The organism is Bradyrhizobium sp. USDA3516 (assembly GCF_057651995.1).
Genome location: NZ_JBYGYN010000014.1, coordinates 90273 through 112207, shown reverse-complemented (window position 1 = coordinate 112207; position 21935 = coordinate 90273). Strand labels below are relative to the sequence as shown.

21 protein-coding genes are annotated in these 21935 nt (G+C 59.8%); 11 read left to right on the top strand and 10 right to left on the bottom strand.

From position 1 onward, the window contains the following. The first annotated feature begins 516 nt into the window (after nt 1-516). Both AC24YW_RS33690 and AC24YW_RS33685 read left to right on the top strand, forming a co-directional pair. Entirely contained in the window at nt 517-1842 is a 1326-nt protein-coding gene (locus tag AC24YW_RS33690) for an NAD(P)/FAD-dependent oxidoreductase (protein WP_487486728.1), read from the top strand. 113 nt (nt 1843-1955) lie between these two features. After that, nucleotides 1956-2432: an Lrp/AsnC family transcriptional regulator gene (locus AC24YW_RS33685; RefSeq protein ID WP_027544593.1), complete on the top strand. Its 477-nt coding sequence runs from the start codon at nt 1956-1958 to the stop codon at nt 2430-2432. Nucleotides 2433-2462: 30 nt separating this feature from the next. Here the strand turns inward: AC24YW_RS33685 and AC24YW_RS33680 are convergent, their stop codons facing one another. Then, nucleotides 2463-3839, bottom strand: coding sequence for an aminotransferase class III-fold pyridoxal phosphate-dependent enzyme (locus tag AC24YW_RS33680; protein ID WP_487486727.1), 1377 nt, complete (start codon nt 3837-3839; stop codon nt 2463-2465). A 339-nt stretch (nt 3840-4178) separates the two neighbouring features. Between AC24YW_RS33680 and AC24YW_RS33675 the strand changes: the two genes are divergently transcribed. Further along, nucleotides 4179-4868, top strand: coding sequence for a haloacid dehalogenase type II (locus AC24YW_RS33675; RefSeq protein ID WP_487486726.1), 690 nt, complete (start codon nt 4179-4181; stop codon nt 4866-4868). 114 nt (nt 4869-4982) lie between these two features. Here the strand turns inward: AC24YW_RS33675 and AC24YW_RS33670 are convergent, their stop codons facing one another. From AC24YW_RS33670 to AC24YW_RS33660, 3 genes are all read right to left on the bottom strand, one after another. Beyond that, nucleotides 4983-6440: an NAD-dependent succinate-semialdehyde dehydrogenase gene (locus AC24YW_RS33670; RefSeq protein WP_487486725.1), complete on the bottom strand. Its 1458-nt coding sequence runs from the start codon at nt 6438-6440 to the stop codon at nt 4983-4985. 211 nt (nt 6441-6651) lie between these two features. After that, nucleotides 6652-7008: a cupin domain-containing protein gene (locus AC24YW_RS33665; RefSeq protein WP_487486724.1), complete on the bottom strand. Its 357-nt coding sequence runs from the start codon at nt 7006-7008 to the stop codon at nt 6652-6654. Between the two features lie 13 nt (nt 7009-7021). After that, complete coding sequence (locus tag AC24YW_RS33660) at nt 7022-7945, bottom strand: 2-hydroxyacid dehydrogenase (RefSeq protein ID WP_487486723.1); 924 nt, start codon at nt 7943-7945, stop codon at nt 7022-7024. A gap of 346 nt (nt 7946-8291) precedes the next feature. Here AC24YW_RS33660 and AC24YW_RS33655 point away from each other — a divergent pair, with 346 nt between their 5' ends. Continuing rightward, nucleotides 8292-9170 (top strand): GNAT family N-acetyltransferase, encoded by an 879-nt coding sequence (locus AC24YW_RS33655; protein WP_487486722.1) that lies wholly within the window; start codon nt 8292-8294, stop codon nt 9168-9170. A gap of 476 nt (nt 9171-9646) precedes the next feature. Here AC24YW_RS33655 and AC24YW_RS33650 read toward each other — a convergent pair whose 3' ends face one another. From AC24YW_RS33650 to AC24YW_RS33635, 4 genes are all read right to left on the bottom strand, one after another. Beyond that, the gene (locus AC24YW_RS33650) at nt 9647-10282 is read right to left on the bottom strand and encodes a DUF1007 family protein (RefSeq protein ID WP_487486793.1); all 636 of its coding nucleotides are present in this window, start codon (nt 10280-10282) and stop codon (nt 9647-9649) included. A 658-nt stretch (nt 10283-10940) separates the two neighbouring features. Beyond that, nucleotides 10941-11840, bottom strand: a complete 900-nt coding sequence (locus AC24YW_RS33645; RefSeq protein ID WP_487486721.1) for a metal ABC transporter substrate-binding protein — start codon at nt 11838-11840, stop codon at nt 10941-10943. A gap of 40 nt (nt 11841-11880) precedes the next feature. Continuing rightward, entirely contained in the window at nt 11881-12165 is a 285-nt protein-coding gene (locus AC24YW_RS33640; RefSeq protein ID WP_487486720.1) for a hypothetical protein, read from the bottom strand. Beyond that, entirely contained in the window at nt 12162-13370 is a 1209-nt protein-coding gene (locus AC24YW_RS33635; protein ID WP_487486792.1) for a GTP-binding protein, read from the bottom strand. Before AC24YW_RS33635 ends, AC24YW_RS33640 begins: the two co-directional genes overlap by 4 nt. 82 nt (nt 13371-13452) lie before the next feature. Here AC24YW_RS33635 and AC24YW_RS33630 point away from each other — a divergent pair, with 82 nt between their 5' ends. From AC24YW_RS33630 to AC24YW_RS33615, 4 genes are all read left to right on the top strand, one after another. Next, nucleotides 13453-13854, top strand: coding sequence for a Fur family transcriptional regulator (locus tag AC24YW_RS33630; protein WP_487486719.1), 402 nt, complete (start codon nt 13453-13455; stop codon nt 13852-13854). Further along, complete coding sequence (locus AC24YW_RS33625) at nt 13855-15204, top strand: CobW family GTP-binding protein (RefSeq protein WP_487486718.1); 1350 nt, start codon at nt 13855-13857, stop codon at nt 15202-15204. 483 nt (nt 15205-15687) lie between these two features. Further along, nucleotides 15688-16659: a CobW family GTP-binding protein gene (locus AC24YW_RS33620; RefSeq protein ID WP_487486717.1), complete on the top strand. Its 972-nt coding sequence runs from the start codon at nt 15688-15690 to the stop codon at nt 16657-16659. 44 nt (nt 16660-16703) lie between these two features. After that, the gene (locus AC24YW_RS33615) at nt 16704-16997 is read left to right on the top strand and encodes a hypothetical protein (RefSeq protein ID WP_487486716.1); all 294 of its coding nucleotides are present in this window, start codon (nt 16704-16706) and stop codon (nt 16995-16997) included. A gap of 15 nt (nt 16998-17012) precedes the next feature. On the opposite strand, the gene AC24YW_RS33610 is transcribed toward AC24YW_RS33615, so the two are convergent. Beyond that, on the bottom strand, nt 17013-17483 hold the full coding sequence (locus tag AC24YW_RS33610) for a class I SAM-dependent methyltransferase (protein WP_487486715.1): 471 nt from the start codon (nt 17481-17483) through the stop codon (nt 17013-17015). A 106-nt stretch (nt 17484-17589) separates the two neighbouring features. Here AC24YW_RS33610 and AC24YW_RS33605 point away from each other — a divergent pair, with 106 nt between their 5' ends. After that, nucleotides 17590-17850 (top strand): ArsR/SmtB family transcription factor, encoded by a 261-nt coding sequence (locus AC24YW_RS33605; RefSeq protein WP_487486714.1) that lies wholly within the window; start codon nt 17590-17592, stop codon nt 17848-17850. Between the two features lie 38 nt (nt 17851-17888). Then, complete coding sequence (locus AC24YW_RS33600; RefSeq protein WP_487486713.1) at nt 17889-18230, top strand: hypothetical protein; 342 nt, start codon at nt 17889-17891, stop codon at nt 18228-18230. A 418-nt stretch (nt 18231-18648) separates the two neighbouring features. Here AC24YW_RS33600 and AC24YW_RS33595 read toward each other — a convergent pair whose 3' ends face one another. Beyond that, a complete protein-coding gene (locus AC24YW_RS33595) occupies nt 18649-20739 on the bottom strand; it encodes a TonB-dependent receptor (protein ID WP_487486712.1) in 2091 nt (696 codons plus the stop codon). Nucleotides 20740-21229: 490 nt separating this feature from the next. On the opposite strand from AC24YW_RS33595, the gene AC24YW_RS33590 reads away from it, so the two are divergent. Beyond that, a complete protein-coding gene (locus tag AC24YW_RS33590; protein ID WP_487486711.1) occupies nt 21230-21934 on the top strand; it encodes an ABC transporter ATP-binding protein in 705 nt (234 codons plus the stop codon). Nucleotide 21935 lies beyond the last annotated feature (1 nt).

Here is a 21935-nt window from a genome sequence, read left to right as displayed (position 1 = left end):
CAGGTCTCTTCGCGCACGAAGCAAGAGCTGTTGCTCGGAGCGCAGTGCCGACCTGATCGGCCACCTCGATCGAAGCGAACCTCAGACGGCGCATCCGCATCATGGCTTGATCGCTTCCGCGAAGGCCTGCTCCTGGACACGGCTCATGAAGTTGCCTCTATGGACTTTGGCCGATCGATCAGTTGGTTCTGTCGATCTTGACGATTTCAATCACCGCGGAGTCGCCGAAAGCCGGCATCCGGGCAGCACGAACTTCTGAAAACGAAGTCCGATTTGGCATTTCAATCTGCGCGGCCGGGCCTGTCGTGACCCCTGCAAGCAAGGCGCGCGACGGATCGCAGGACCACGTGCATCGGTATCGCCGCCTGCAAGCTGCGACGCAAGCAAGGTATTTTCGCAATATTAGCCTGCGTCAAAGGCAGTAAACCGCAGGATATTCGGTCTCACGACGAAAGTCCGCGGGGGCTGCCGCAATTCCTCGGTTACGCTACGGCGACCACCGGAGATCCCTGTCGGATGAGCGCGCCGCTCCTGCATATCGAATCCAGTCCGTCCCTTCCTCGTGAAGCGGACGTCGTCGTCATCGGCGGCGGCGTCGTAGGTGTGTTCACAAGCTACTATCTCGCGCGTCGCGGCCTCAAGGTTGCCTTGCTCGAGAAGGGCCGCGTCGCCGCCGAGCAGTCCAGCCGCAACTGGGGATGGTGCCGCCAACAGAACCGCGACGCACGCGAGCTGCCGCTTGCGACCAAGAGCCTCGATCTCTGGGAACGAGTTGCCCAGGAAACGGGTGAAGACACGGGCTTTCGCCGCTGCGGCCTGTTGTATTTGTCGAACGACGAGAATGAGCTGGCAGGCTGGGCCAAGTGGCGTGACTTCGCCAGGACCGTTGGCGTCACGACGCATATGTTGAGCTCGGAAGAGGCGAGCGGTCGGGGCAAGGCGACGGGTCGTAAGTGGAAGGGCGGCGTCTTCTCACCGACAGACGGGACGGCGGACACTTCAAAAGCCGTCCCCATCGCCGCGCGTGCGATCATGGCGGCAGGCGGTACCGTGCACCAGCATTGCGCGGCGCGCGGCATCGAGCTCAGTGCCGGGCGGGTCAGCGGGGTGGTGACTGAAGCCGGCACGATCCGGACGAAAACGGTGGTGATGGCAGGAGGCGCGTGGGCTTCTTCGTTCTGCAACCAGCTTGGAATTCGTTTTCCTCAGGCATCGGTGCGGCAATCCATCCTCGCCGTCGCTCCTGGCGCAGCCGGCCTGCCTGATGCTCTGCACACTGCGCAGCTGTCACTCACACGGCGCGGCAATGGCGGATACACGCTGGCCATCAGCGGGCGCGCGCGGATCGATCCGACCCCGCAGCAGGTCAGGTTCGGCCGCGAATTCCTCCCCATGTTCGCCCGCCGCTGGCGAAGCCTCAGCCCCGGGGCCTTCGAGGGCATGCGGCAGGGCCATGAGACGCTGGCTAAATGGGGACTGGATGAGGTGACCCCGATGGAGCTGAATCGAACGCTCAATCCCCGCCCCGACATGAGGCAGATTCGGCTGACGCATCGACGCGCGTGCGAGCTGGTTCCTGAACTGCGGCACCTCGCCATCTCAAGCGTCTGGGCCGGCTACATCGACAGCACACCGGACGGCATTCCGGCAATCGGCGAAGTTGAATCCATTCCAGGCTTCATCCTCGCGGCGGGGTTCAGTGGCCACGGCTTCGGGATCGGGCCCGGCACCGGGCACATGATCGCCGACATCATCACCGGTCGGGCACCGATCGTCGACCCGCGTCCCTACAGGCCGGAACGGCTGAGAATGAGCGCCTGGGGCAAGGTCAGCGAGTTCTGAGTTGCAGCTTCCGGCTCGTTAGGAAAAGCTGCTGGTTGATGCTATGAAGATGCATATGACGCTGAAGACTAAAAGCCCCGACGCCGTCGTCGGCCCCATCTGATGGCATTGCTATGAAGCTCGATAAGATCGACATCAGGATTTTATGCGAACTGCAGAAGAACGGGCGCATTTCCAACGTCGAGCTCGCAGAGCTGATAAATCTTTCGCCGAGCCCGTGCCTGATGCGCGTCAAGAGGCTCCAGACGGAGGGCTTCATCACCGGCTATTCCGCCCAGATCGATGTTGCCAAGCTCGGACAAACTCTGACGGTCTTCGCTGAAATCACCTTGAAAAATCACCGGCAGATCGATTTCGCGCGCTTTCTCACGACGATTGAAAAGATCGATTCCGTCGTCGAGTGCCATCTCGTTTCGGGCGGATACGACTATCTCGTCAAGTTCATCACGGCGGGGATCAGCGAATACCAGGCGGTCATGGAACGCCTGGTCGAGATGGATATCGGTATCGACAAGTATTTCAGCTTCGTCGTGCTGAAGTCTCCGATCGTGAAATCTCATCTGCCGCTCGAAAGCATCTTCAATGGCTAAGAACAATGGCGCCGACCGGCAGCGCAGCGATCATCCCTTCATCGCCGCGCGGACGTCCTTGTCTTCGAGCGTCTGGTCCAGCGTAGTCTTTGTCCGCTCAATAATGCCGTCGATGTCGTCATCGGTGCAGCACAGCGGCGGCGCATAGCCCAGCACGCCTTGCGCGAAGGCGCGGATCACGAGACCATTGTCCCATGCGCGGTCAAAGATGCGACGCGCCGCTTCGGCTTCCGCCGGCAGAGGCGTCTTGAGCTCCTTGTCAGTCACGAGCTCGATAGCAGCCAGCATACCTCGACCCCTGACATCGCCGACAAGCGGATGATCGGCAAGCGCGCGAAGACCTTCCATCAGGCGGTGCCCGGCCTTCCGGCCGTTTTCCAGCAAGCCGTTTTCATAGAGATCAAGGCACGCAAGCCCAACGGCTGCGCTGACGGGATGAGCGGAATAGGTGTAGCCGTGGCCGACGGCCGCCTTGCCGGCGCCATCGGCAATCGTGTTGTAGACGCCGTCGGACATGAGAACGGCCCCCATCGGCACATAGCCCGAGGTCAGCCCCTTTGCCGTGGTCATGAGATCCGGCACGACGTCATCCTCTTCACAGGCGAAGAGCGGACCGACACGGCCAAAGCCGGTGATGACCTCATCGGCAACGAACAGAATATCGTGCTCCTTGCAGACAGCGTGCATGGCCTTCAGCCAAAACGGCGGCGGAACGAGGACGCCTCCTGACCCCTGTATCGGCTCGACATAGAAGGCAGCAACACGTTCGGCGCCGAGTTCGGCGATCTTGGCCCGCAAGGCCGCGACCGACGCCGCAATGATTGCCTGGGGATGGGAGCCGACAGGATTGCGATACGCGTAGTGCGACGGGATCTTGTGCTGCCAATTGTATGGCACGCCGAAGCCCGCATGAAAGGCCGGCAGTGCGGTCAGGCCGGCCCCTGCCGTCGACGATCCATGGTAGCCAGACTCGACGGAAATGAACTGGTCCTTCTGTGGCATACCCTTAGCATGATAATAGTACCGGATGAACCGGATCGTGCTGTCGACGGCATCTGAGCCGCCCAAAGTAAAATAGACATGGTTGAGATCGCCAGGCGCCAGCTCAGCCAGCCTTGCAGCTAGTCGGATGGCCGGATCGGAGCCCAGTCCGAAATAACCCGTCGCGTAGGGAAGTTCGCGGAGCTGCCTCGTCGCCGCTTCAACGATGCTGTCCTGTCCGTAGCCGACATTGACACACCACAAACCCGCGAAGCCATCGAGCAACTGACGCCCCGAGACATCGGTCACCGTCGCGCCCTTCGCTGACTTCAGCACACGCACACCCGACTCCTCATGGCTGCGATAGGATGAGACCGGGTGGATCAGATGCGCGCGATCGAGTTCAATCAGCGAGTTGCTCAACATGTGGTCCTCCAGATCGGCCGCGATGATTGTGCGAGCAGCCCGTCGCGTCTGGCCTCAACGTAAACTGCCGAAGACAGCACTTGCTCCCAGGCAGGACATGGACGGAGGGCGTTTTGACTTTGATTGGGCACCACTGCGGCATGTTATGCCGGCATGGTGCGGCGACGGCATCGAGGCTAAACGGGGAGAGCCGTCGTCGCGCAACTCTCTGCCACGGCACCGGTGAGATGCGACACAATCTGCTCCCGACCACCGCGACATCGGCGCTTTATCTCGTCGGCTGCTCGCTATGGTGCGTGTCGTACCGGCAAGCGGTGCAAGATCGCAAGGATTGGAGCTATGGCGACATTCAGACCGAAATACATCACGTTCGACTGCTACGGCACGCTGACCAATTTCGACATGGCCGGCGCCGCGACCCGAGTCTACGGCTCGGAGCTTTCGGCCGCGGCGATGGCAAAGCTCATCAAGGACTTTGCAGCCTACCGCCTGGACGAGGTTCTCGGCGCCTGGAAACCGTATTTCGAGGTCGTGCACAACGCGCTGGAGCGCGCCTGCAAACGCAATGGTGTGGTCTTTAAGCCGGAGCATGCCCAGCGCATCAATGAAGAGATCCACACATGGGGTCCACATCCGGACGTCCCGGCTGGCCTGGCCAAGGTTGCCAAGGAGATCCCGCTGGTCATCTTGTCGAACTCCATGAAGAACCTCATCATGTCCAACGTGGAGAAGCTCGGCGCCCCCTTCCACACGGTCATCACGGCCGAGGAGACTGGCGCCTACAAGCCGCACATGAAAGGCTTCGAATACATGTTCGACAAGCTGGACTGCGGCCCGGAAGATATCACTCACGTCTCCTCCTCGTTCCGCTACGATCTGATGACCGCCTACGATCTGGGTATCAAGAGCAAGGTATGGGTGAACCGCGGTCACGAGCCGGCGAACCCCTTCTATGAATACACCGAGGTCTCGGGCATCGGCGGCTTGGCTGCCGCAGTCGGCCTTGAGCCTCTTCGCAAGAGCGCCTGAGCGCAATCCTTTCGGGATTCTCTCGCGCCACTTCAGTAAGAGAGATCTGCGTTGGTCAAGGAAAAAGGGGGCGGTTCAGCCGCCCCCTTTTCTTGTTTCAGATCCGATGGACGCTCAGTCCAGGCCGCCGACATGGAGAGCCTTGCTCTCGAGATATTCTTCGATCCCGAGCTGAGATCCCTCGCGTCCCAGTCCCGACTGTTTGACACCGCCGAAGGGCGCAACCTCCGTCGAGATCAGACCGGTGTTCAGGCCGACCATGCCGAACTCCAATGCCTCGGCAACACGCCAGGAACGCTTCAGGTTCTCAGTGTAGAAATACGCCGCAAGGCCGTATGGCGTGCCGTTGGCGATCGCAATCGCCTCCTCCTCGGTCTCGAAGCGGAAAAGCGGTGCGACCGGCCCGAACGTCTCTTCGGACGCCAGGAGCATCTCGGTCGTCGCGCCGCCGAGCACGAGTGGCCGGGCATATTGCCGACCTTCCGGCACCGCCTCACTCTCCGAGATGATCTTTGCGCCCTTGTCCAGGGCATCCGTGACGTGCCGCTTGATCTTGTCGATCGCCGCGCCGTTGATCATCGGCCCGATCGCGACCCCCTCTTCGGTGCCGGCGCCGACCTTCATTTTCGCGACCTTACCCGCGAGCTTCTGTGCAAAGGTATCGTAGACGCCCGATTGCACGAGAATGCGATTGCAGCAGACGCATGTCTGTCCGCCGTTGCGAAACTTCGACGCAATCGCGCCCTCGACGGCCCGGTCGATATCGGCATCGTCGAAGACGATGAACGGCGCATTGCCGCCGAGCTCGAGGCTGAGCCGCTTGATGTTGTCGGCGGCGCCTTTCATCAGCAGCGCGCCGACGCGGGTCGATCCCGTGAACGAGATCTTGCGGACGGTCTCATTGGCCATCAGCTCCTTGCCAATGTCCGCGGGCATGCCTGTCACGACGTTGATCACGCCAGGTGGAATTCCTGCCCGCTCCGCCAGCACACCGATCGCGAGGGCCGAAAACGGCGTGAATTCAGAGGGCTTGATGACGACGGTGCAGCCCGCAGCCAGCGCGGGCGCCACTTTGCGTGTAATCATCGCGTTGGGGAAGTTCCAGGGCGTAATGATCCCGCAGACGCCGACCGGTTCTTTCAAAACCAGAATGCGGCGATCGACCGTGGGTGATGGGATCGTCGATCCGTTGATCCGGCGCGCCTCTTCCGCAAACCATTTGACGAATGATGCCCCATAGCGGATTTCGCCGAGCGATTCCGTCAGTGGCTTGCCCTGCTCGAGCGTGAGCAGAAGAGCCAAATCCTGCTCATGGTGTCGCATGAGCTCATACCAGCGCTCCAGCAGGGCGGCACGCTCTGCATGGGCCTTGGTCTTCCAATGCTTGAATGCAGCGGCCGCAGCGTTGATGGCAGCCCTGGTCTCCTCGCACCCCATATCCGGGATGGTGCCAAGAACTTGCTGGCTGGCAGGATCGATGACATCCACCGTCGCCTTCGCACTCGCGTCGCGCCAGTGGCCGCCGATCAGTCCCTGCTGGCGAAACAGATCCTTGTCTTTCAATGCAACCATGTATTTGTTCCCTTACCCTTGGGGTCAAACCGCCATCACTGCTGGATATGCGATTGGCGAGACAAAGCCGTCTCAACCGAGCGATACAGCACCGCGCGCCGCATTTTTCATCGAGAAGGAAGCGTCTGATGGCGTCGAATCCGGTCAGACGGGATCTCGAAAGTCGATTGTTCTGGCCGTCGTTCAGTGACGCCGCCGTCGCGCACCGTGCTCAGTCATAATGGCAGACATAAATCTTTCGCACGGTCTCGATCGTGCGCCAGACCCCGACAAAGCCCGGCTTCATTACAAAGCTGTCGCCGGCGCGGAAAGTCTTCGTATCGCCACCCTTTTCCTCGACTTCGATAAGACCCGAGATGATGTGGCAGAACTCGAAGGTGGTGCCCTTGATCGAATGGGTCTCGCCGGGAGTTGCCTCCCAGACGCCCGTCAGCACTTTCTCACCCTTCGAGGCGTCCTGCGTCCAGGTCTTGAAGGACGGATTGCCCGAAATGAGCCGTTCCGGATCCGGCACGGCCTTCTTCGGTAGAAAATCCGGATTGGTGTCGATGGCAATCAAAAGTGACATGGCATCTTTCCTGTTAGTAGCCGAGCGTTCGATCGACGAGGCCGATCGGATTTCGTCCGGCGCGGTGGCGCCGGATGTTCTCTATGACGGATTGCGCGGCCGTATGCGGCTGCGTCACGGACGCGATATGCGGCGTGATGATTACCTTCGGATGCGACCAGAGCGCATGGGCTTCCGGCAGCGGCTCGGGATCGGTCACGTCGAGCATCGCTGCGGCGAGGCGCCCGCTGTCGAGTGCTTCGATGAGTGCGCCCTGGTCAAGCTGCGGACCGCGGCCGACATGAAGCAGCCTTGCTCCAGCCGGCAGGAGAGAGAACAGCTGTGCGTTCAAGATGCCGCTTGTTTGCTCCGTCAGGGGCAGGAGACAGACGAGAATGTCCGTTCCTTTCAGGAAGCTGTCAAGCTGACCATCGCCGTGGAAGCAGGCGACGCCCTCGATCGTCTTGTTGCTGCGGCTCCACGCGGCAAGCGGAAATCCAAACGGCTTGAGGCGATCAATCGCAGCTTGCGCCAACATGCCGAGGCCCAGAAAGCCGACGCGCCGATCGGCAGCCTGGGTCGTTGCAAGAGCCTGCCAAAGGCCTCTTCCCTGCTGCTCCCGATAGGCAAGCATCTCGCGATGGAGTGTCAGCACCCCAAGCACGACATACTCCTGCATCATGCGTATGATGCCATCCTCGACCATGCGCACGAGCTTGATGTGGCCAGGTATGGTCTCTGGCTTGAACTGGTCGACCCCGGCGCCGATGGAAAAGAGCATTTCCAGATTTCGAAAGCGCGAGACGTCGTCTGGCGCGTTCCAGGTTATTAGGTACCGTATCTTTTCCGGCTCGAAGCATTCGCTGGAATGATAGAACCCGTGATCAGGGAGCTCGCGCGCAAAGGCCTGCCGGAAAACAGCCGCCCGAGCAGCATCGGAATTGAAAAGGAACGCCATCGACGTGGTCCTCTCAGGTCCCCGCACGGGATTCGGCGCGTTGAGACCGGCCTGGCCGGCCACCGAGGGCTGGAAAGGCGGCAAGCCCTCCAGCGAAGCCTTCAACGTTCACTGGGGCTCACCCTGCGTGCTGTTGCCGGATATCGATAGGCGGCAACCAGTAGCTTTCCCTGCTGAATCGAGTTGCACTGGCGGCGAAACATTCCGAATACCGCCTGCCAAACAGGCGAAACCTGCTAGCGTTCCGCGCTATGCTGCTGCAAAAGAGGGCGTGTGCGGCACGCAGCAGAAGGCCGGCGGACAAAGGCCGCAGGCTTTGAGCCCCGCAAAGGAATGGATGAGCTAAATGGGACGAACGGTACGCGTGAAGTCCTTTGAACTGGTGGCCAAGGACATCAACGACGTTGATGTGAAGCTGCTCCACGCGCTTTCGATCGGTGTCGGCTGGCCGCATCGCCCCAAGGACTGGGATTTCCTGCGCCGCGCCGGTCACGGCATCGTCGCCGTTGATGGCATAGACCGCGTTTTCGGCAGCGCGATGTGGTTCCCTTACAGCCAGGAATTCGCGACGATCGGCCTGGTGATCACATCGCCCCGAACCCAGGCACAAGGTACTGGCCGCTGGCTCATGGAGCAGGTTTTCGAGCGGTGTGGCGACCGAAATTTGGCCCTCAACTCAACCCATGCCGCCTATCACCTGTATCTGTCGCTGGGGTTCACGAAGGAAGCCACCGCATATATGTGGCAGGGAGAACTCGTCTCACCACCTCCGCCGGTGCCGGCTCTCGACGGTGAATTAACTTCACTGTCTACGGCGAGCATCGGAGAGATCGCGGCACTGGATGAACGCGCCTTCGGAACTAACCGGCAGAAGCTGCTCGCATTGCTTTCCGAAGGCGCGTCAATCTCCGTCTTGCGCCGCGGCGGAGAGGCCGTCGGTTTTTCGATGAAGCGCGAATTCGGGCGCGGTCATGTGATCGGCCCGATCGTCGCCAGCAACGATTGTGACGCGATCCATCTCACCGCCGTGCATCTGAGGGATCTCGCGGGACAATTCGTCCGCGTCGATACGCGGGAGCAGACGGGTCTGTTTGCCGACTTCCTTCAACAGAGCCGCCTCGCGATCGCCGAGACCGTCACGACGATGTCTAAGGGCCGGCCATTCCTGAACCGCAAGGAAAATGAGCCATGGGTGTACGGGCTAGCCGGTCACGCATTGAGCTGAGCTGCTCAAACGATTTTTTCTCGCCAAGTCATTGATTTGCTTGGTGGGCGCATCAGGGCTCGAACCTGGGACCCGCCGATTAAGAGACAGCTTCGGGTTGAGAATAATCAACGACTTAGTCGTCGTGCCACTGGGGTTGTCCGACCAAAAATGGGCATTCGTCGCACAATGCTATTAGTACACTGCCTGATATCCGATCACGGCTAGTGTGCTAACGAATTCATCTGCGACTATGCGAATTTTGCGCCTGCATCGATCTCGCAACGTGAGCGGCTCAGTCCTTTCTAATAGAACCCGTTGGATAAAGACGCGCAATCCCTGGATCTCAAGAGCGTTGGTCCCATTTCCCGAACGGCACTCCGTCATAGTTAGCGAGGACGAATTCTGCGCCATCAAGATATGCGACTGGCCATCCATCGCTGCAGCCACGAGCAAAATGGCCGAAACCGTCGCCAGGGTTCTAACGCCAGGCAGTCTCACGGACAATGGACCCTGGTCTGGTCAGCAAATGCGGCTCCGAGACTGCTATTGGCATTCCCTGACGAATTTTGCCCCTTGAGCTTCTCCGTGCTCTCGTCGTCGGTCGGACTGTGGATCGTCACCGTACACCCGGCGGGTGCGCCGACCAGCCGGACCGGCTCTCGTTCCTGCAACGCAAACTCGATGAAATAGTCTGGATCGAAGACTTCCAGAGCAAGTTGCTTTGGCTTAACCGGCGTTTGAAACGGAAGGGTGAAATGCAGGACCAACGCCTCGTTGTTGTACTCGAAATAATAGTCGATCGGGCCCGCAAGCTTTTGCTCTTGCCCATCAACCTCTACGGAGGTGAAATAGTCGGCATCCTTGAGCGATTTGATGTTTGTTCGCGCGAGTGGGTCTAACTCTTCGCGACTGTAGGCGCCACTCGTCTTGGCGTGGATCCCCTGAAGCGCATAGGCTGTAAACATATCATCGAAGGCCCAGGCGTGCCGGATACCAGTGATTGCTCCATCCGCGTCGTAGACGATCTCGCTGGCAACTTTGATCCAGACATGGGGGTGAGCCTGCGCGGCGCGCGCCTGAAGGGCGATGCCTGCAGCGATTGCAATGCAGTAGACGCCGACCCGCCGGATCACTTTCGACTCCCATCGACGAAGTTGCAGTCTTTCGCAATTGCCGTCACGCTATGTCGGCCTCGAAATATTTGCCGATCTCCATTCTATCAGAACGCTGTCCTAACGCTTCTCAGTGCTTCAAGTATCTGATTTGGAAGTCGTCGCCAAGCCACAGCGCAATTGCCATCAAATTTGGGCACTTGGCGTTCCTCCTCGCTTGGTGAAAAACCCGCCCACGCAAGGGGATAAGCGAGGCGCGCGCTGGGACGCGATCGAGCTCAAGCCATCGATAAACGGAACTTGAGTGCGGACTCTGCGGCTTGAGCTCGGGAGTTAGGCGACCAGCCGCTGGATAGGGACGACATTCGGCGCAGGCCGGGGGCGGTGCGATTTGGTTTTATGTTTCCGTATCGGCGACACCCGCCATAGAGCAGTCGGATGGCAATGAGCCAGCGACCAAGAATGCGCGCTGGAATTCGAAGCCAGTTCCACCAGAGGCTCGTGCGTTTGACGCGACGGCCGCGATGATCCAAATCCCGAGCACTACTTTCGCCAGGGGATTGCATTATCGTGAAGGCTTGGGCCGTCACCTCCCAGCATGCTTCCGACGGCGACGAGCAGAAGCCTTGAACGCAGTCGCGCATGGAGCAGCGCGAGTGCAACCGATGGCCCCGATTCAGTTTGAAAGGGAAGAGGACAGTTGCCTTAGATTGTGCCGAACGAGATCAATATATGTGGGCGCATCGCCATTTTGATCCGTGAGGGCGTCGGAGTACAGCGTGCCTCCAATCCTGGCACCGCTTTCCGTCGCAATCTGCTGCATGAGCCGCGGGTCCGTGACGTTTTCCAGGAATACCGCAGGTGCCTTGCTCTGCCTGATGGCGGTAATGATCGACGCCATGCCTTTCGCGGAGGGTTCAGCTTCCGTCGAAAGCCCCTGAGGCGACGCAAACTTGATGCCGTACTCCCGCTCGAAATATCCGAACGCGCGATGATCCGTAACGATCAGCCGCTTGTCGGCCGGGATGTTTGAAATCGTCGATCGTACGTCACGATCGAGCTGGTCGAGACGGGCGAGATATTGCCGTGCGTTCTCCTCATACGCCGCCTTGCCCGCGGGATCGGCCGCAACCAATCCATCGCGAATGTTCTCGACGTAGGTTTTTGCATTCGCGACCGATTGCCATGCATGAGGATCGATGCTGCCATGACCGTCGTCATCCGGCTTCGCGGCTCGCTCTTTCGGTTTGATCCGCGCGGTTGCAACGATGATCGCCGCCTTTGTTCCAGAGGCACTGATCAACCTGTCCAACCAGCCCTCGAGCCCCAAGCCGTTCACGACGATGACACCTGCATCGGCGAGCTTCTTCGCGTCCGTAGGCGATGGTGTATAGACGTGGGTGTTGCCGTTCGGCCCAACAAGCGTATTGACGTAGACCCGGTCGCCGCCGACGTTTTTCACGAGATCGCCAAGGATGGAAAACGTCGCGACGACGTCGAGCTTGTTACCAGCGCGGGCGCTCTGAATCCCAAACAGCGTCATGATGACGGTGAGGATAAGCGCATATCGTGACATCGCAGGAACTCCAATCTCGCTCGGGCTTCGGTACACTGGTCTATTGACGCTTGGATCCAGCATCGCGAATGAGCGCCGAGGAAAGCTGTGCCAGCATGGCAGAGACCCAAAGCGGCCCGTGCTCATGGATCAAGCGCGGCAACGTCTCGCTCATCAAGACCGCGTGAAGCGTTTCAGCCGGAATGCCTGCCCGCTCGATGCGTTCGATCGCCAAGCCGATATGATCGCGCGCTTCGTCGAAGCGGGGTGGTACTGCTGACGCGTCTGCCGCTTCGGACGTGTGTAGCATCTCTTCCCGCGAGCGGCCGATCATTCGATTTGTCATGCGGCGTCCTTTGTCCAGGACGGGAATGGGTCTGGCAAACCGCGCCACGCTTCCGGGGTGAAATGATCGGACTCTTCGACCAGGCAGCTGTCGAGACGGCGACGGATGGACGCCTCGTCCATCGGATCGATCCCGATGATCACGATCTCCTGCCGCCGGTCGCCCCACACCGGGTCGAGATAGGGCTTCATGCTCTGACGCCAGCCGGGATCCTCAGGCCACCGCTGCTGCGGAACGGCCGACCACCACAGCCCCCGTTTCGACGTTCGGACCATGGCCCCGGCAAGCGCCAGTTCGCCGACAAAATTCGGGCGCGTTGCGAGCCAGAAGAATCCCTTGGCGCGAATGACCCCCGGCCAGGGTTCATTGCAGAAAGCCTGGAACCGTGCGGGATGAAACGGACGGCGGGCACGATACACGAAGGACCGCACGCCATATTCCTCCGTCTCCGGGATGTGGTCCTTGAAGCCGTTGAGCTCCTTGAACCAGAGCGGGTGGCGATGAGCTTTCTCGAAATCGAAGGAGTTGGTCCCCAGGACCTGATCGAGAGGCACAGTCGCGAAATCTGTCTCGATGATTCTGGCATCGGAGTTCAGGGACCGGATGATCGCGCGCGCGATTTCGAGATGCTCTGCAGAGGCCGCCGAAACCTTGTTGAGCACGATCACGTCGGCAAACTCGATTTGCTCGACCAGAAGGTCGACGAGCGCCCTCTCGTCCTCGGGGCCGGCAACTTCGCCCCGATCCCGAAGGAAGTCCTGACTGGAGTAGTTCGCAAGCAGACTGGCCGCATCCACGACCGTCACCATGGTGTCGAGGCGAGCAACATCGGAAAGGCTGGCGCCCTCCTCGTCCCGGAATTCGAAGGTGGCCGCGACTGGTAGCGGCTCACCAACCCCGGTCGACTCAATCACCAAGGCATCGAAGCGGCCGCTCGAAGCCAGTTTCCGGACTTCGATGAGCAGATCCTCGCGGAGCGTGCAACAGATGCACCCATTGGTCATTTCGACCAGTGTTTCATCGGTCCGCGTGAGGCCTCCATCCTGGCGCACAAGCTCCGCATCGATGTTGACCTCGCTCATGTCGTTGACGATCACCGCGATCCGGCGTCCCTCGCGGTTGGCGAGCATGTGGTTCAAGAGCGTCGTCTTGCCCGCGCCAAGGAACCCGGACAGAACGGTGACAGGAAGATTTTGACGAGCCATCATGAGCCTCCGCTTGTGCCGCAGGTTTAATCGTATATTATAACATCCGTCAACCGCCCTTTGAAGAGTTGAGGAGACCTCAATGAAGCGCGCGAATGCAAAGGCCCCAAAACATCAGCAGATCTTGCGTATCCTGCAGACGGCAGGAGGGCCCATGACGGCCTATGAAGTCCTCGATGCCGCCCGCAAGCATGAGATTTCGGCGCCGCCAACGGTCTATCGTGCCCTCAACAAGCTGATCGAACAGGGAGTTGCTCACCGGCTTGAGACGATCAACGCCTACGTCGCCTGCGTTGACACCCAGCATCGGCATGGGGCTGCGGTGTTCGCAATCTGCCGCGACTGCGGCAACGTGGAAGAACTCGATGAAGCCGATGCCTTTCGGCGTCTCAGAGCGACAGCGGACAAACATGGTTTCAAGATCGAAACCGCAGTCATTGAACTCAAGGGACAATGCAATGCGTGCGTCGGATCGCACGCCTAGATGGTTGCGGCACAATCGACACCCGTCATCGTGCTTTCCGGCTTTCTCGGTGCCGGCAAATCGACACTCCTGAACGACCTTCTCCGCGACCCGGCATTCGGCGACACCGCCGTCATCATCAACGAGTTCGGAGACATCTCGATTGATCACGATCTTGTCCGCGTCGGCGAACGCGAGCTGATGATCACGACGATGGGCTGCCTGTGCTGCACCGCCGGCAGCGACATCAGAACCTCGCTCTTCGAACTCCATGAGAGCGTCCAGAAGCAACTCGGCCGCAACTTTTCAAGGGTGATCGTCGAGACGACAGGTCTTGCGGATCCCGCCCCCGTGGTCAACCAACTCATTCCTGGCGGCGCGCCCGCCACGGGTTTGCGCGATCACGTGGTGGCTCGGCGGTTTCATTTGGCGGGTTTTGTCTGCGTCGTGGATGTTCTGGCTGCTGAGCAAACGCTGGACCGACATTTCGAGTGCCTCAAGCAGATCGCATTTGCCGATCGGATCGTCCTGACCAAGACGGACATGGCAGGGGCTCCAACTGAGGACCTGCGCCGGCAACTTGCCGACATCAATCCAACCGCGGAGGTCATTGACCGCCACGGCGCCGGTTTCGCCATCGCGCATCTGTTCGAGGCTCGCGAATTCGTGACTTCGCAGCGCAAGGAGGACGTTGAAGACTGGCTTGCGCTGGATCGCGTGCTCGCAGCCGAGCAGTCGGGCGGGCATGCCGCAACCTCCAAGGGCCGCCACGCCGGCCGGATACAGACGTTCAGCATCATCAGAGACGAGCCGGTCTCACAGACGGATCTGGATGGATTTCTCTTCCTGCTCCAGGGAGCCGCTGGCGACCGGCTTTTGCGCGTCAAGGGCCTGATATCAGTTTCGGATGATGTCGATCGACCAATTTTGACTCATGTGGTGCAGCACAAGGTCTATCCCTTCCACCGCCTTGAACAATGGCCGTCCGAAGATCGCCGAACTCGCATTGTCGTCATCTGTCGGGATATCGATCCCAAGGCCGTCCAGCAATTGTTCGATGCGTTGGCCGGACCGAAGAGACCGAGAGTTGCGTCCGTCGCGCTCGTGCTGATTGCCGCAGCGTTTGTGATCGCGATAGGCGCAGCCGTGCTGTCGGTCTCAAACTACTTGTCGGAACATGAGCGCGCGGGCCGTCGCGATTGCAATCCCTTATATGAGCCAACAGGGTCTGTTTGCACGCCGACGCATTTGTCCGAAATGAGCTGGCAGGACCGTCGTGGGAGTGTGCGGAATCAGCCTGTTTTCGTTTTCTCTCCGTTCCAGACGCAGGCCTTGACGGCCCCTTCGACAGAAGCAACTGTCATAATGTAACGTCAGTGAATGGACGCCATGCACAACATTTTCGAACGAAGCGGTTGGGCACAATGACGGCCACGAACTCCAAGCCGGCCGCGATCCGCGACAACGATATGTCGCGGCTTCGCTTTTCGCCGCTCCGCACCGGCGTCGCTCACCGGCTCATTCCGATCACAATGTTGGTAGCAATCCTTTGGTTGGCAATCGCGCTGGTCGTCAGATCATGAGGCCGGCCATCGCATATTCCGTTGTTCCGAAGCCGAACCACGTTCCAGCGAAACCGGCGCGGTTATCAGTGGAACGCTCTACTCGGATTCGCTTTCGGCTCCCGACGGCCCTGCACCGACCTATCTAGACATATTTCGTTCCAACCTCCGGACCTTGATCTCTGCGCTATCCGAATAACGATTGTCGATGCGTATCGTATATTATACTATCCCCTGATAGACTGGACGAGGCCGTGTGGATTTTTGGCCCGTCAGACCCGGAGTGTTCACGATGACAAACCTCGACGTTCAAACGCCCGTCACTGTTCTCACGGGTTACCTCGGATCGGGCAAGACCACGTTGTTGAACCGAATTCTGACCGAGACCCACGGGAAGCGCTATGCGGTGATCGTCAACGAATTTGGCGAGGTCGGCATCGACAACGACCTCATCGTCAATGCCGATGAAGAGATCTTCGAAATGAACAACGGCTGCATCTGCTGCACCGTTCGTGGAGATCTCATTCGCATCATCGAAGGCTTGATGAAGCGCAAGGGTAAATTCGACGGCATCATTGTCGAAACGACAGGCCTCGCCGACCCCGCGCCGGTTGCGCAGACATTCATCGTCGACGAAGAGGTTCGCAAGAGGACTAAGCTCGACGCGATCGTCACCGTCATCGATGCCAAGCACCTGCTTGGCGAAATCGAGAGCGCGCACGAGGCTCAGGAGCAGATCGCATTTGCCGACGTCATTCTCATCAACAAGACGGATCTGGTAACCTCAGACGAAATCAAGCAGGTTGAAGCTCGCATCCGACAGATCAACCCATACGCCAAGCTGCATCACACCGAGAAGTGCTCAGTCGAGCTTGGCAAGGTCATGGGCATGGATGCGTTCGATCTGAATCGAATCCTGGAATTCGAGCCCGACTTCATGAATGAAACGCACGCACATGAGCACGACAGCCACGTCAAGAGCTTGTCGCTGAAATCGAACCGAGACTTGGACCCCGATCGTTTCCTGCCATGGATTCAGATGATCATCCAGAAACTCGGCGTGGACATCCTTCGCATGAAAGGCATTCTGGCTTTCAGGGACGACCCCGACCGATTTGTCGTCCAGGGCGTGCACATGCTGATCGATGGTGCCCCGCAGCGACCTTGGAAAGAGACCGAGCCGCGCGAGAGCCGCCTCGTCTTCATCGGAAGGAATTTGCCGGAAGACGTGTTGCGCACGGGTTTTGAGGCCTGCCAAATCTGATCCGCAATGCGGGACCGAATTGAACAGGCGGGTTGAGGCACGACATGTCATCGCCATTCGTAAATCTGTTCGCCCGCAAAGCGAAGATTGGATACCCGGAATCCGTCGCGCGGCTGAAGGACGAAGCGCGCCGGCACCTGGACCTGACGGAGGACGTCACAATCTCCGTGACCGAGTTGAATTGCAGCGATCAGGGTTGCCCCGACACCGAGACGGTCGTGGCGGTCCTCATCAACGGCGAGAAGCCGCGTCTGGCCCGCATCCATAAGCCGATTCCCGAAGTGACGTTGCAGGAATTGGTGAAGGCTTTTGGAGGCGAAACCGATCTTGGATCTTGACGGATGCGACGCGGATCACGCGTACGCCACCCATCCTCGCCAAGTGAAGGCGGCGTAGAACTGGCTGACATTGGAGAATCCAGCCTCCCGCAGAATCACTTCGTCCTGCTCGGGGATGAGCATATCCAGGTTGGTCTCGACGATCCCACGCGTCGACTGAGCGCGCTCGGGATCCACACCGGAGGCAATTGCGAACGCGGCGTACCTCGACAGCCAGAGATTCCGCTCTCCTCCACCTTGTGGGAAGCTGGTATGAGCCGTCACGAAGGGCGCGCCCGGCTTCAGCCGACGTCGTATTTCGCTCAACGTGCATCGCCGCTCGTCGGGCGCCAGAAAATGCAAGGTGAGCAGGCAGGCCGCGGCATCGAACGGGCCTTCCGGCGCGTCGTCAATATAGCCTTCATGAAGACGCATGGCAGTCAAGCCTGGGCGTGGAATCTGGCGCCGCGACAGGCTTGACAGCACCCAGTCAAACCAATACTCCATGACTTGTTGGATTGATGGACTTTGAATGGCTCGCCATACGCATCACCATTCTCCACGACCGATCGCAAAGCTGCCGAGCGACCTCCAGCTTGAGGAGGCATCTGCGATGTTTCGCGCACTCGGCGATCCAGCCCGGTTGCGTTTGCTGGCCCACCTTGCCAGCGGCGAGGTCTGCGTGTCGGAACTGGCGGAGTTGGAAGAGGAGAATTTGACCACGGTATCGGCGCGTCTGAAGACGCTCCATGCGGTGCGGCTGGTCAAGCGCAGGCGAGAGGCGAAGCACATCTACTATGCGCTCTCCGATGACCATGTTCTTCGACTGGTTGAGAGCGCCATCGAACATGCCGCCGAAAGGCACAACATCTGATCTCGGACGATTCGGGATCAACACAGAAGGAGTAAACAATGAGCGCGTGTCACGAGAAGCACCATGCCAATCACACCCATCAGCATGGTCCGAACTGCGGACATACCGCCGTCCGGCATGACGGCCATGTCGACTATCTGCATGACGGTCACCTGCATCACATGCACGGCGATCATGTCGATGAGCATGTGATCGCCGTCGACGCCACAAACCCTGAGCGCTGCACGCCCGATACGAAATGCGCCGCTCATACCCACGGCCCCGGTTGTGGACATGAGGCAGTGCCCCATGGGGACCACATCGACTATCTCGTCGACGGACGCTTGCACCACGTCCACGGCGACCATTGTGACGATCACGGCCCCCTGACGCTGGCCTGATCGCCTCGAGCGAAATCAGCCGCAGTGTAAATGAGAGCTGCGAGGAATTTTCCCGTCGCAGCGGCACAGGTCCGCCTTGGCCTGACGCGGACCGTGGCAAAGACGAGCCACGGTCCATGACTTAATGGGTCTTCCCCCTCCGCGGGCGCTAGCAACCTCGCTGTTTCCCGGTCCGGCGATCAAGCCTCCGCCTTGCCGCGCCCCGGGGCAGATCATTTCCAGATATCAGCGAAATTCCAATCGCAGTCGCCGCCAGGCAATCAGGATTCCTGTGACGCTGAAAGCTGCACCCAAAGCGCACGGAACAACAACGTGGGCCGTACGCAGGTCTGGGCGTGCCATCAAGACGGGAGATCGAGAACAGCAGGCATAGCGGAATGCTCAGCCAGCGATGGACAGGAACTCAAGCGGACCGCCATCAGAACTTGAACGACGTCTCGATTTCGTATCTTCGCCTTGCTCCCAGGAAGATCTGGTCAGGATAGAATGGGTCACTCCAGGCAGCATAAATCTTGTCCGTGAGATTCCGGACCCGGAACGTGACCCGCGTGTTGTCGAACGTGGGGAACGTCCGGGATTTCGGAATGTCGACGAACGCAAATACGTCAGCCGTCGTATATGCCAGCATCTTCACCGTGTTGGCATCGGTGGTGTAGCGGTCACCGACGTGACGCACCGAGAAGCCAGCTTCGACCGGCAGCCAGCCCGGATTGAGGAAGCGGTAGGATGCTCCGCCGTTCGCCACCAATGCAGGAATGTTGGGCGGCGTGTTGCCGGAGAATGAGCCGCCGGTGAAATCATAATCCGCATAACGGGCGTGGACGTAGGCGACGTTGCCCCAGAGCTTGAGCTCGGGGACCGGCCGAACCGCCGCAGCGAACTCGACACCTTGCGATTTGACCTTTCCTGCAAGGTTGAGCGTCTGGCCGGCCTGCGCCGTGTAGACGTTGTTGCGCTCGATGTCGAAGGCGGAGAACGTCCATTCGGCCCGGCCGTCCCACAGCAGGTTCTTGACGCCGGTCTCGTAGCTGCGCGCATTCGTGAGGGTCAGCTTCTGCGTCGGGCCCAATAGAAAGATGCTGCCGGCCGACAGGTCGCTCGCGGTCGCGTACTGGCTGTAGAACGTCAGCCCGGGAAGCGCCTCCCAGGTGTACCCGATCCGTCCCGTGACCGGATCCCAATTCGCCGAATAGGGGAAGCCGGCCTTGCTTACACCGGAGACGTCGGTCGAAGTGCGATCGAGCGTGAACGGATTGTAGCGCAAGCCGCCGATCAAAGCGAAGGTCGGCGTCAGCTTCAGCCGGTCTTCAACATTGAAAGCGACGCTGTCGATCGTCGCGGTCTGACGCTGCGTCGTTAGGAGGCCATAGTAGCCTCGCTGCGGATCTACCAACGCCACCTGATCGTACGGGAAGTTCGCCGCTCCAGGCCGCGCGAACTCGAGGTGATAAGCCTCGACACCGGTGACGAGACGGTTTTCCATGCCAAGGAAACTGGAATTCCACGTGACATCGGTGTGGTTGCCGATCGTATTCTGATTGTGATGAACGAAGAAGCGCTCCCGGTCGATGGGATTGTTCACCCGCGCCGGGTCGTTGTTGAAGGCACTGACCTCGCTGTTGTACCAGTCGCGGCTGGCATTGTATTCGTAGGTCTGGCTGCGCAGCGTGACGTCATTGCTCAGATTCCACTCGAAGCCGCCGCGCGCCCAAGTTTCCTTGATGGACTTGTGGTTGTCGAGCACGTTGTAGTTCGTGTTCAGCGTGCGGCTGTCGATGGTGACGTTGCCGAGGTTAGTTGGGTTGTAATCCGACGCCTTGGCGCCCGACACAATTCCACTGGTGGCGTAGGGACCGCTATAGGAGACCGGGACCAGCGGCGTGCCCTCGTAGACATGCGCCCTGTAGTCCTTGTACTCGATGGCTCCGAACATCTTGAACGTCTCGGAGAGACGATAATCGAGCTGGCCCGAGACGTGCAGATTCTGCGTGTCGGTGTCGTCGATGAAGCCCTTGACGTCGGAGCGACTGATGTCGAAGCGATAGTCCAGGCCCTTGACGTTGGTGCTGCCGCCGGAGCCGTAGCCGGTCCGGTAGCTGCCGTAGGAATCGAGGCCGACGAACGCTTCGTTTCGGATCGGACCGGTATGCGGTGCCTTTGTGACGTAGTTGATGGAGCCACCGACCGCACCTTGCCCCGTCATCAGGGACGACGGCCCCTTCAAGAACTCGACGCGATCGAGATTGAACGTCTCCGCCGTCAGAAAGGTGAAGCCGGTCGGGCCGACATTGATGCCGTTGTAGGTGACGTTGATCTGGTTGCCCTGGAAGCCGCGCATCGCGAACGAAACGTCGTTCGGCGCGTCGCCGGCAAGGACGCCGGTCGCACCCTTCACCGTGTCGATCGTGGTGTGATAGCCCTGCTCGCGGATCGTGTCGGCGCCGACGACTTCGACTGTCGCCGGCGTTTCGCGCGGCGTCAGGCCGAGCCGGCTCGCGCCTTGGGCCACGACATTGGTGTTGAGCGGCGTCGTCGGCCCTTGCTGTTGCCCTTGCGACTGCGGTGACGCTTCGGCAGTGGTTGGCGACCGCGGATTTCTGCTCGCACGCGAGGCTCGACCTCTCTGCGCGCGCGACGGCGTCGCCACCCTGGGCGTTGATCGCGGCTGTGGCGCATCAACGGTGACCGGCGGCAACGAAGTTGATGGCTGGCCGGTTGACGACGAAGGCACCTGAGCTTGCGCCTTGACGACGCCGAGAGAAAAAACGTCTGCCGCTATCAAAAGCGTTGAAAGAGAAACCGAACTCAACAGATAACGCACACTCGCCCCCACAAACCACCTCGTCCCATACCGAGGCTTCACAGCAACCGCGATGTAATGTTATAATATTACACTGGTCAAGAGGCCGCTTCATCGCTTACAGCGTGATCCCTCGCCACTGCTGGCGGACCGCACACTACACCGTCGCCGCGCGGTGGTCGATTGAGGCAAGGGATCCATGCTCGATGCTATTGAAGTGACGAAACAGTTCGGCGCCAAGAGCGCTTTGGACAAAGTTTCCCTCAGTGTACAGCCCGGCGAGATCTACTGCCTGCTCGGGGCCAACGGCGCAGGCAAGACGACGCTGATCAACCTGTTCCTGAATTTTCTACAACCGACGTCCGGGAGCCTGCAGATCGGCAAGCTTGACGTGGTGCGCCAGCCTCTCGAGACGAAGCGGCTGCTCGCCTATATTCCCGAACAGGTTACGCTTTATGGCGTGCTCACAGGTTTGGAAAACCTGGCATTCTTCTCGTCGCTGGCAATTGGTGAGCACTTGCCGCGGCCGCGGCTGCTTGAGCTGCTCGAAGCCGCGGGTCTGCCTCGCCAGGCAGCCGACGACAGGGTCGCGACCTACTCCAAAGGCATGCGCCAGAAGGTGGGCATTGCCATCGCGCTGGCCAAGAACGCCAAGGCCCTCCTGCTCGACGAGCCGACCTCGGGACTGGATCCATCTGCCGCCAATGAGTTCTCCGAGCTTCTCGTCAAGGCGAGCAACGACGGCGTCGCGGTGTTTACGACGACGCACGATCTGTTCCACGCGAAGCAGACCGGGACCCGCATCGGCATCATGAAGCACGGGCGGCTGGTGGAGGAGCTCAGGAGCGAGGACGTCAGCCACGCCGATCTCGAAACGCTGTACCTCAAGCACATGAAGAATTGAC

Coding starts and splice junctions, on each gene's coding strand:
- AC24YW_RS33620 (WP_487486717.1), top strand. CDS start 15,688: ATGACAAACCTCGACGTTCAAACGCCCGTCACTGTTCTCACGGGTTAC.
- AC24YW_RS33680 (WP_487486727.1), bottom strand. CDS start 3,839: ATGTTGAGCAACTCGCTGATTGAACTCGATCGCGCGCATCTGATCCAC.
- AC24YW_RS33690 (WP_487486728.1), top strand. CDS start 517: ATGAGCGCGCCGCTCCTGCATATCGAATCCAGTCCGTCCCTTCCTCGT.
- AC24YW_RS33665 (WP_487486724.1), bottom strand. CDS start 7,008: ATGTCACTTTTGATTGCCATCGACACCAATCCGGATTTTCTACCGAAG.
- AC24YW_RS33625 (WP_487486718.1), top strand. CDS start 13,855: ATGGTTGCGGCACAATCGACACCCGTCATCGTGCTTTCCGGCTTTCTC.
- AC24YW_RS33685 (WP_027544593.1), top strand. CDS start 1,956: ATGAAGCTCGATAAGATCGACATCAGGATTTTATGCGAACTGCAGAAG.
- AC24YW_RS33660 (WP_487486723.1), bottom strand. CDS start 7,945: ATGGCGTTCCTTTTCAATTCCGATGCTGCTCGGGCGGCTGTTTTCCGG.
- AC24YW_RS33610 (WP_487486715.1), bottom strand. CDS start 17,483: ATGGAGTATTGGTTTGACTGGGTGCTGTCAAGCCTGTCGCGGCGCCAG.
- AC24YW_RS33590 (WP_487486711.1), top strand. CDS start 21,230: ATGCTCGATGCTATTGAAGTGACGAAACAGTTCGGCGCCAAGAGCGCT.
- AC24YW_RS33645 (WP_487486721.1), bottom strand. CDS start 11,840: ATGTCACGATATGCGCTTATCCTCACCGTCATCATGACGCTGTTTGGG.
- AC24YW_RS33630 (WP_487486719.1), top strand. CDS start 13,453: ATGAAGCGCGCGAATGCAAAGGCCCCAAAACATCAGCAGATCTTGCGT.
- AC24YW_RS33600 (WP_487486713.1), top strand. CDS start 17,889: ATGAGCGCGTGTCACGAGAAGCACCATGCCAATCACACCCATCAGCAT.
- AC24YW_RS33675 (WP_487486726.1), top strand. CDS start 4,179: ATGGCGACATTCAGACCGAAATACATCACGTTCGACTGCTACGGCACG.
- AC24YW_RS33655 (WP_487486722.1), top strand. CDS start 8,292: ATGGGACGAACGGTACGCGTGAAGTCCTTTGAACTGGTGGCCAAGGAC.
- AC24YW_RS33640 (WP_487486720.1), bottom strand. CDS start 12,165: ATGACAAATCGAATGATCGGCCGCTCGCGGGAAGAGATGCTACACACG.
- AC24YW_RS33605 (WP_487486714.1), top strand. CDS start 17,590: ATGTTTCGCGCACTCGGCGATCCAGCCCGGTTGCGTTTGCTGGCCCAC.
- AC24YW_RS33670 (WP_487486725.1), bottom strand. CDS start 6,440: ATGGTTGCATTGAAAGACAAGGATCTGTTTCGCCAGCAGGGACTGATC.
- AC24YW_RS33615 (WP_487486716.1), top strand. CDS start 16,704: ATGTCATCGCCATTCGTAAATCTGTTCGCCCGCAAAGCGAAGATTGGA.
- AC24YW_RS33635 (WP_487486792.1), bottom strand. CDS start 13,370: ATGGCTCGTCAAAATCTTCCTGTCACCGTTCTGTCCGGGTTCCTTGGC.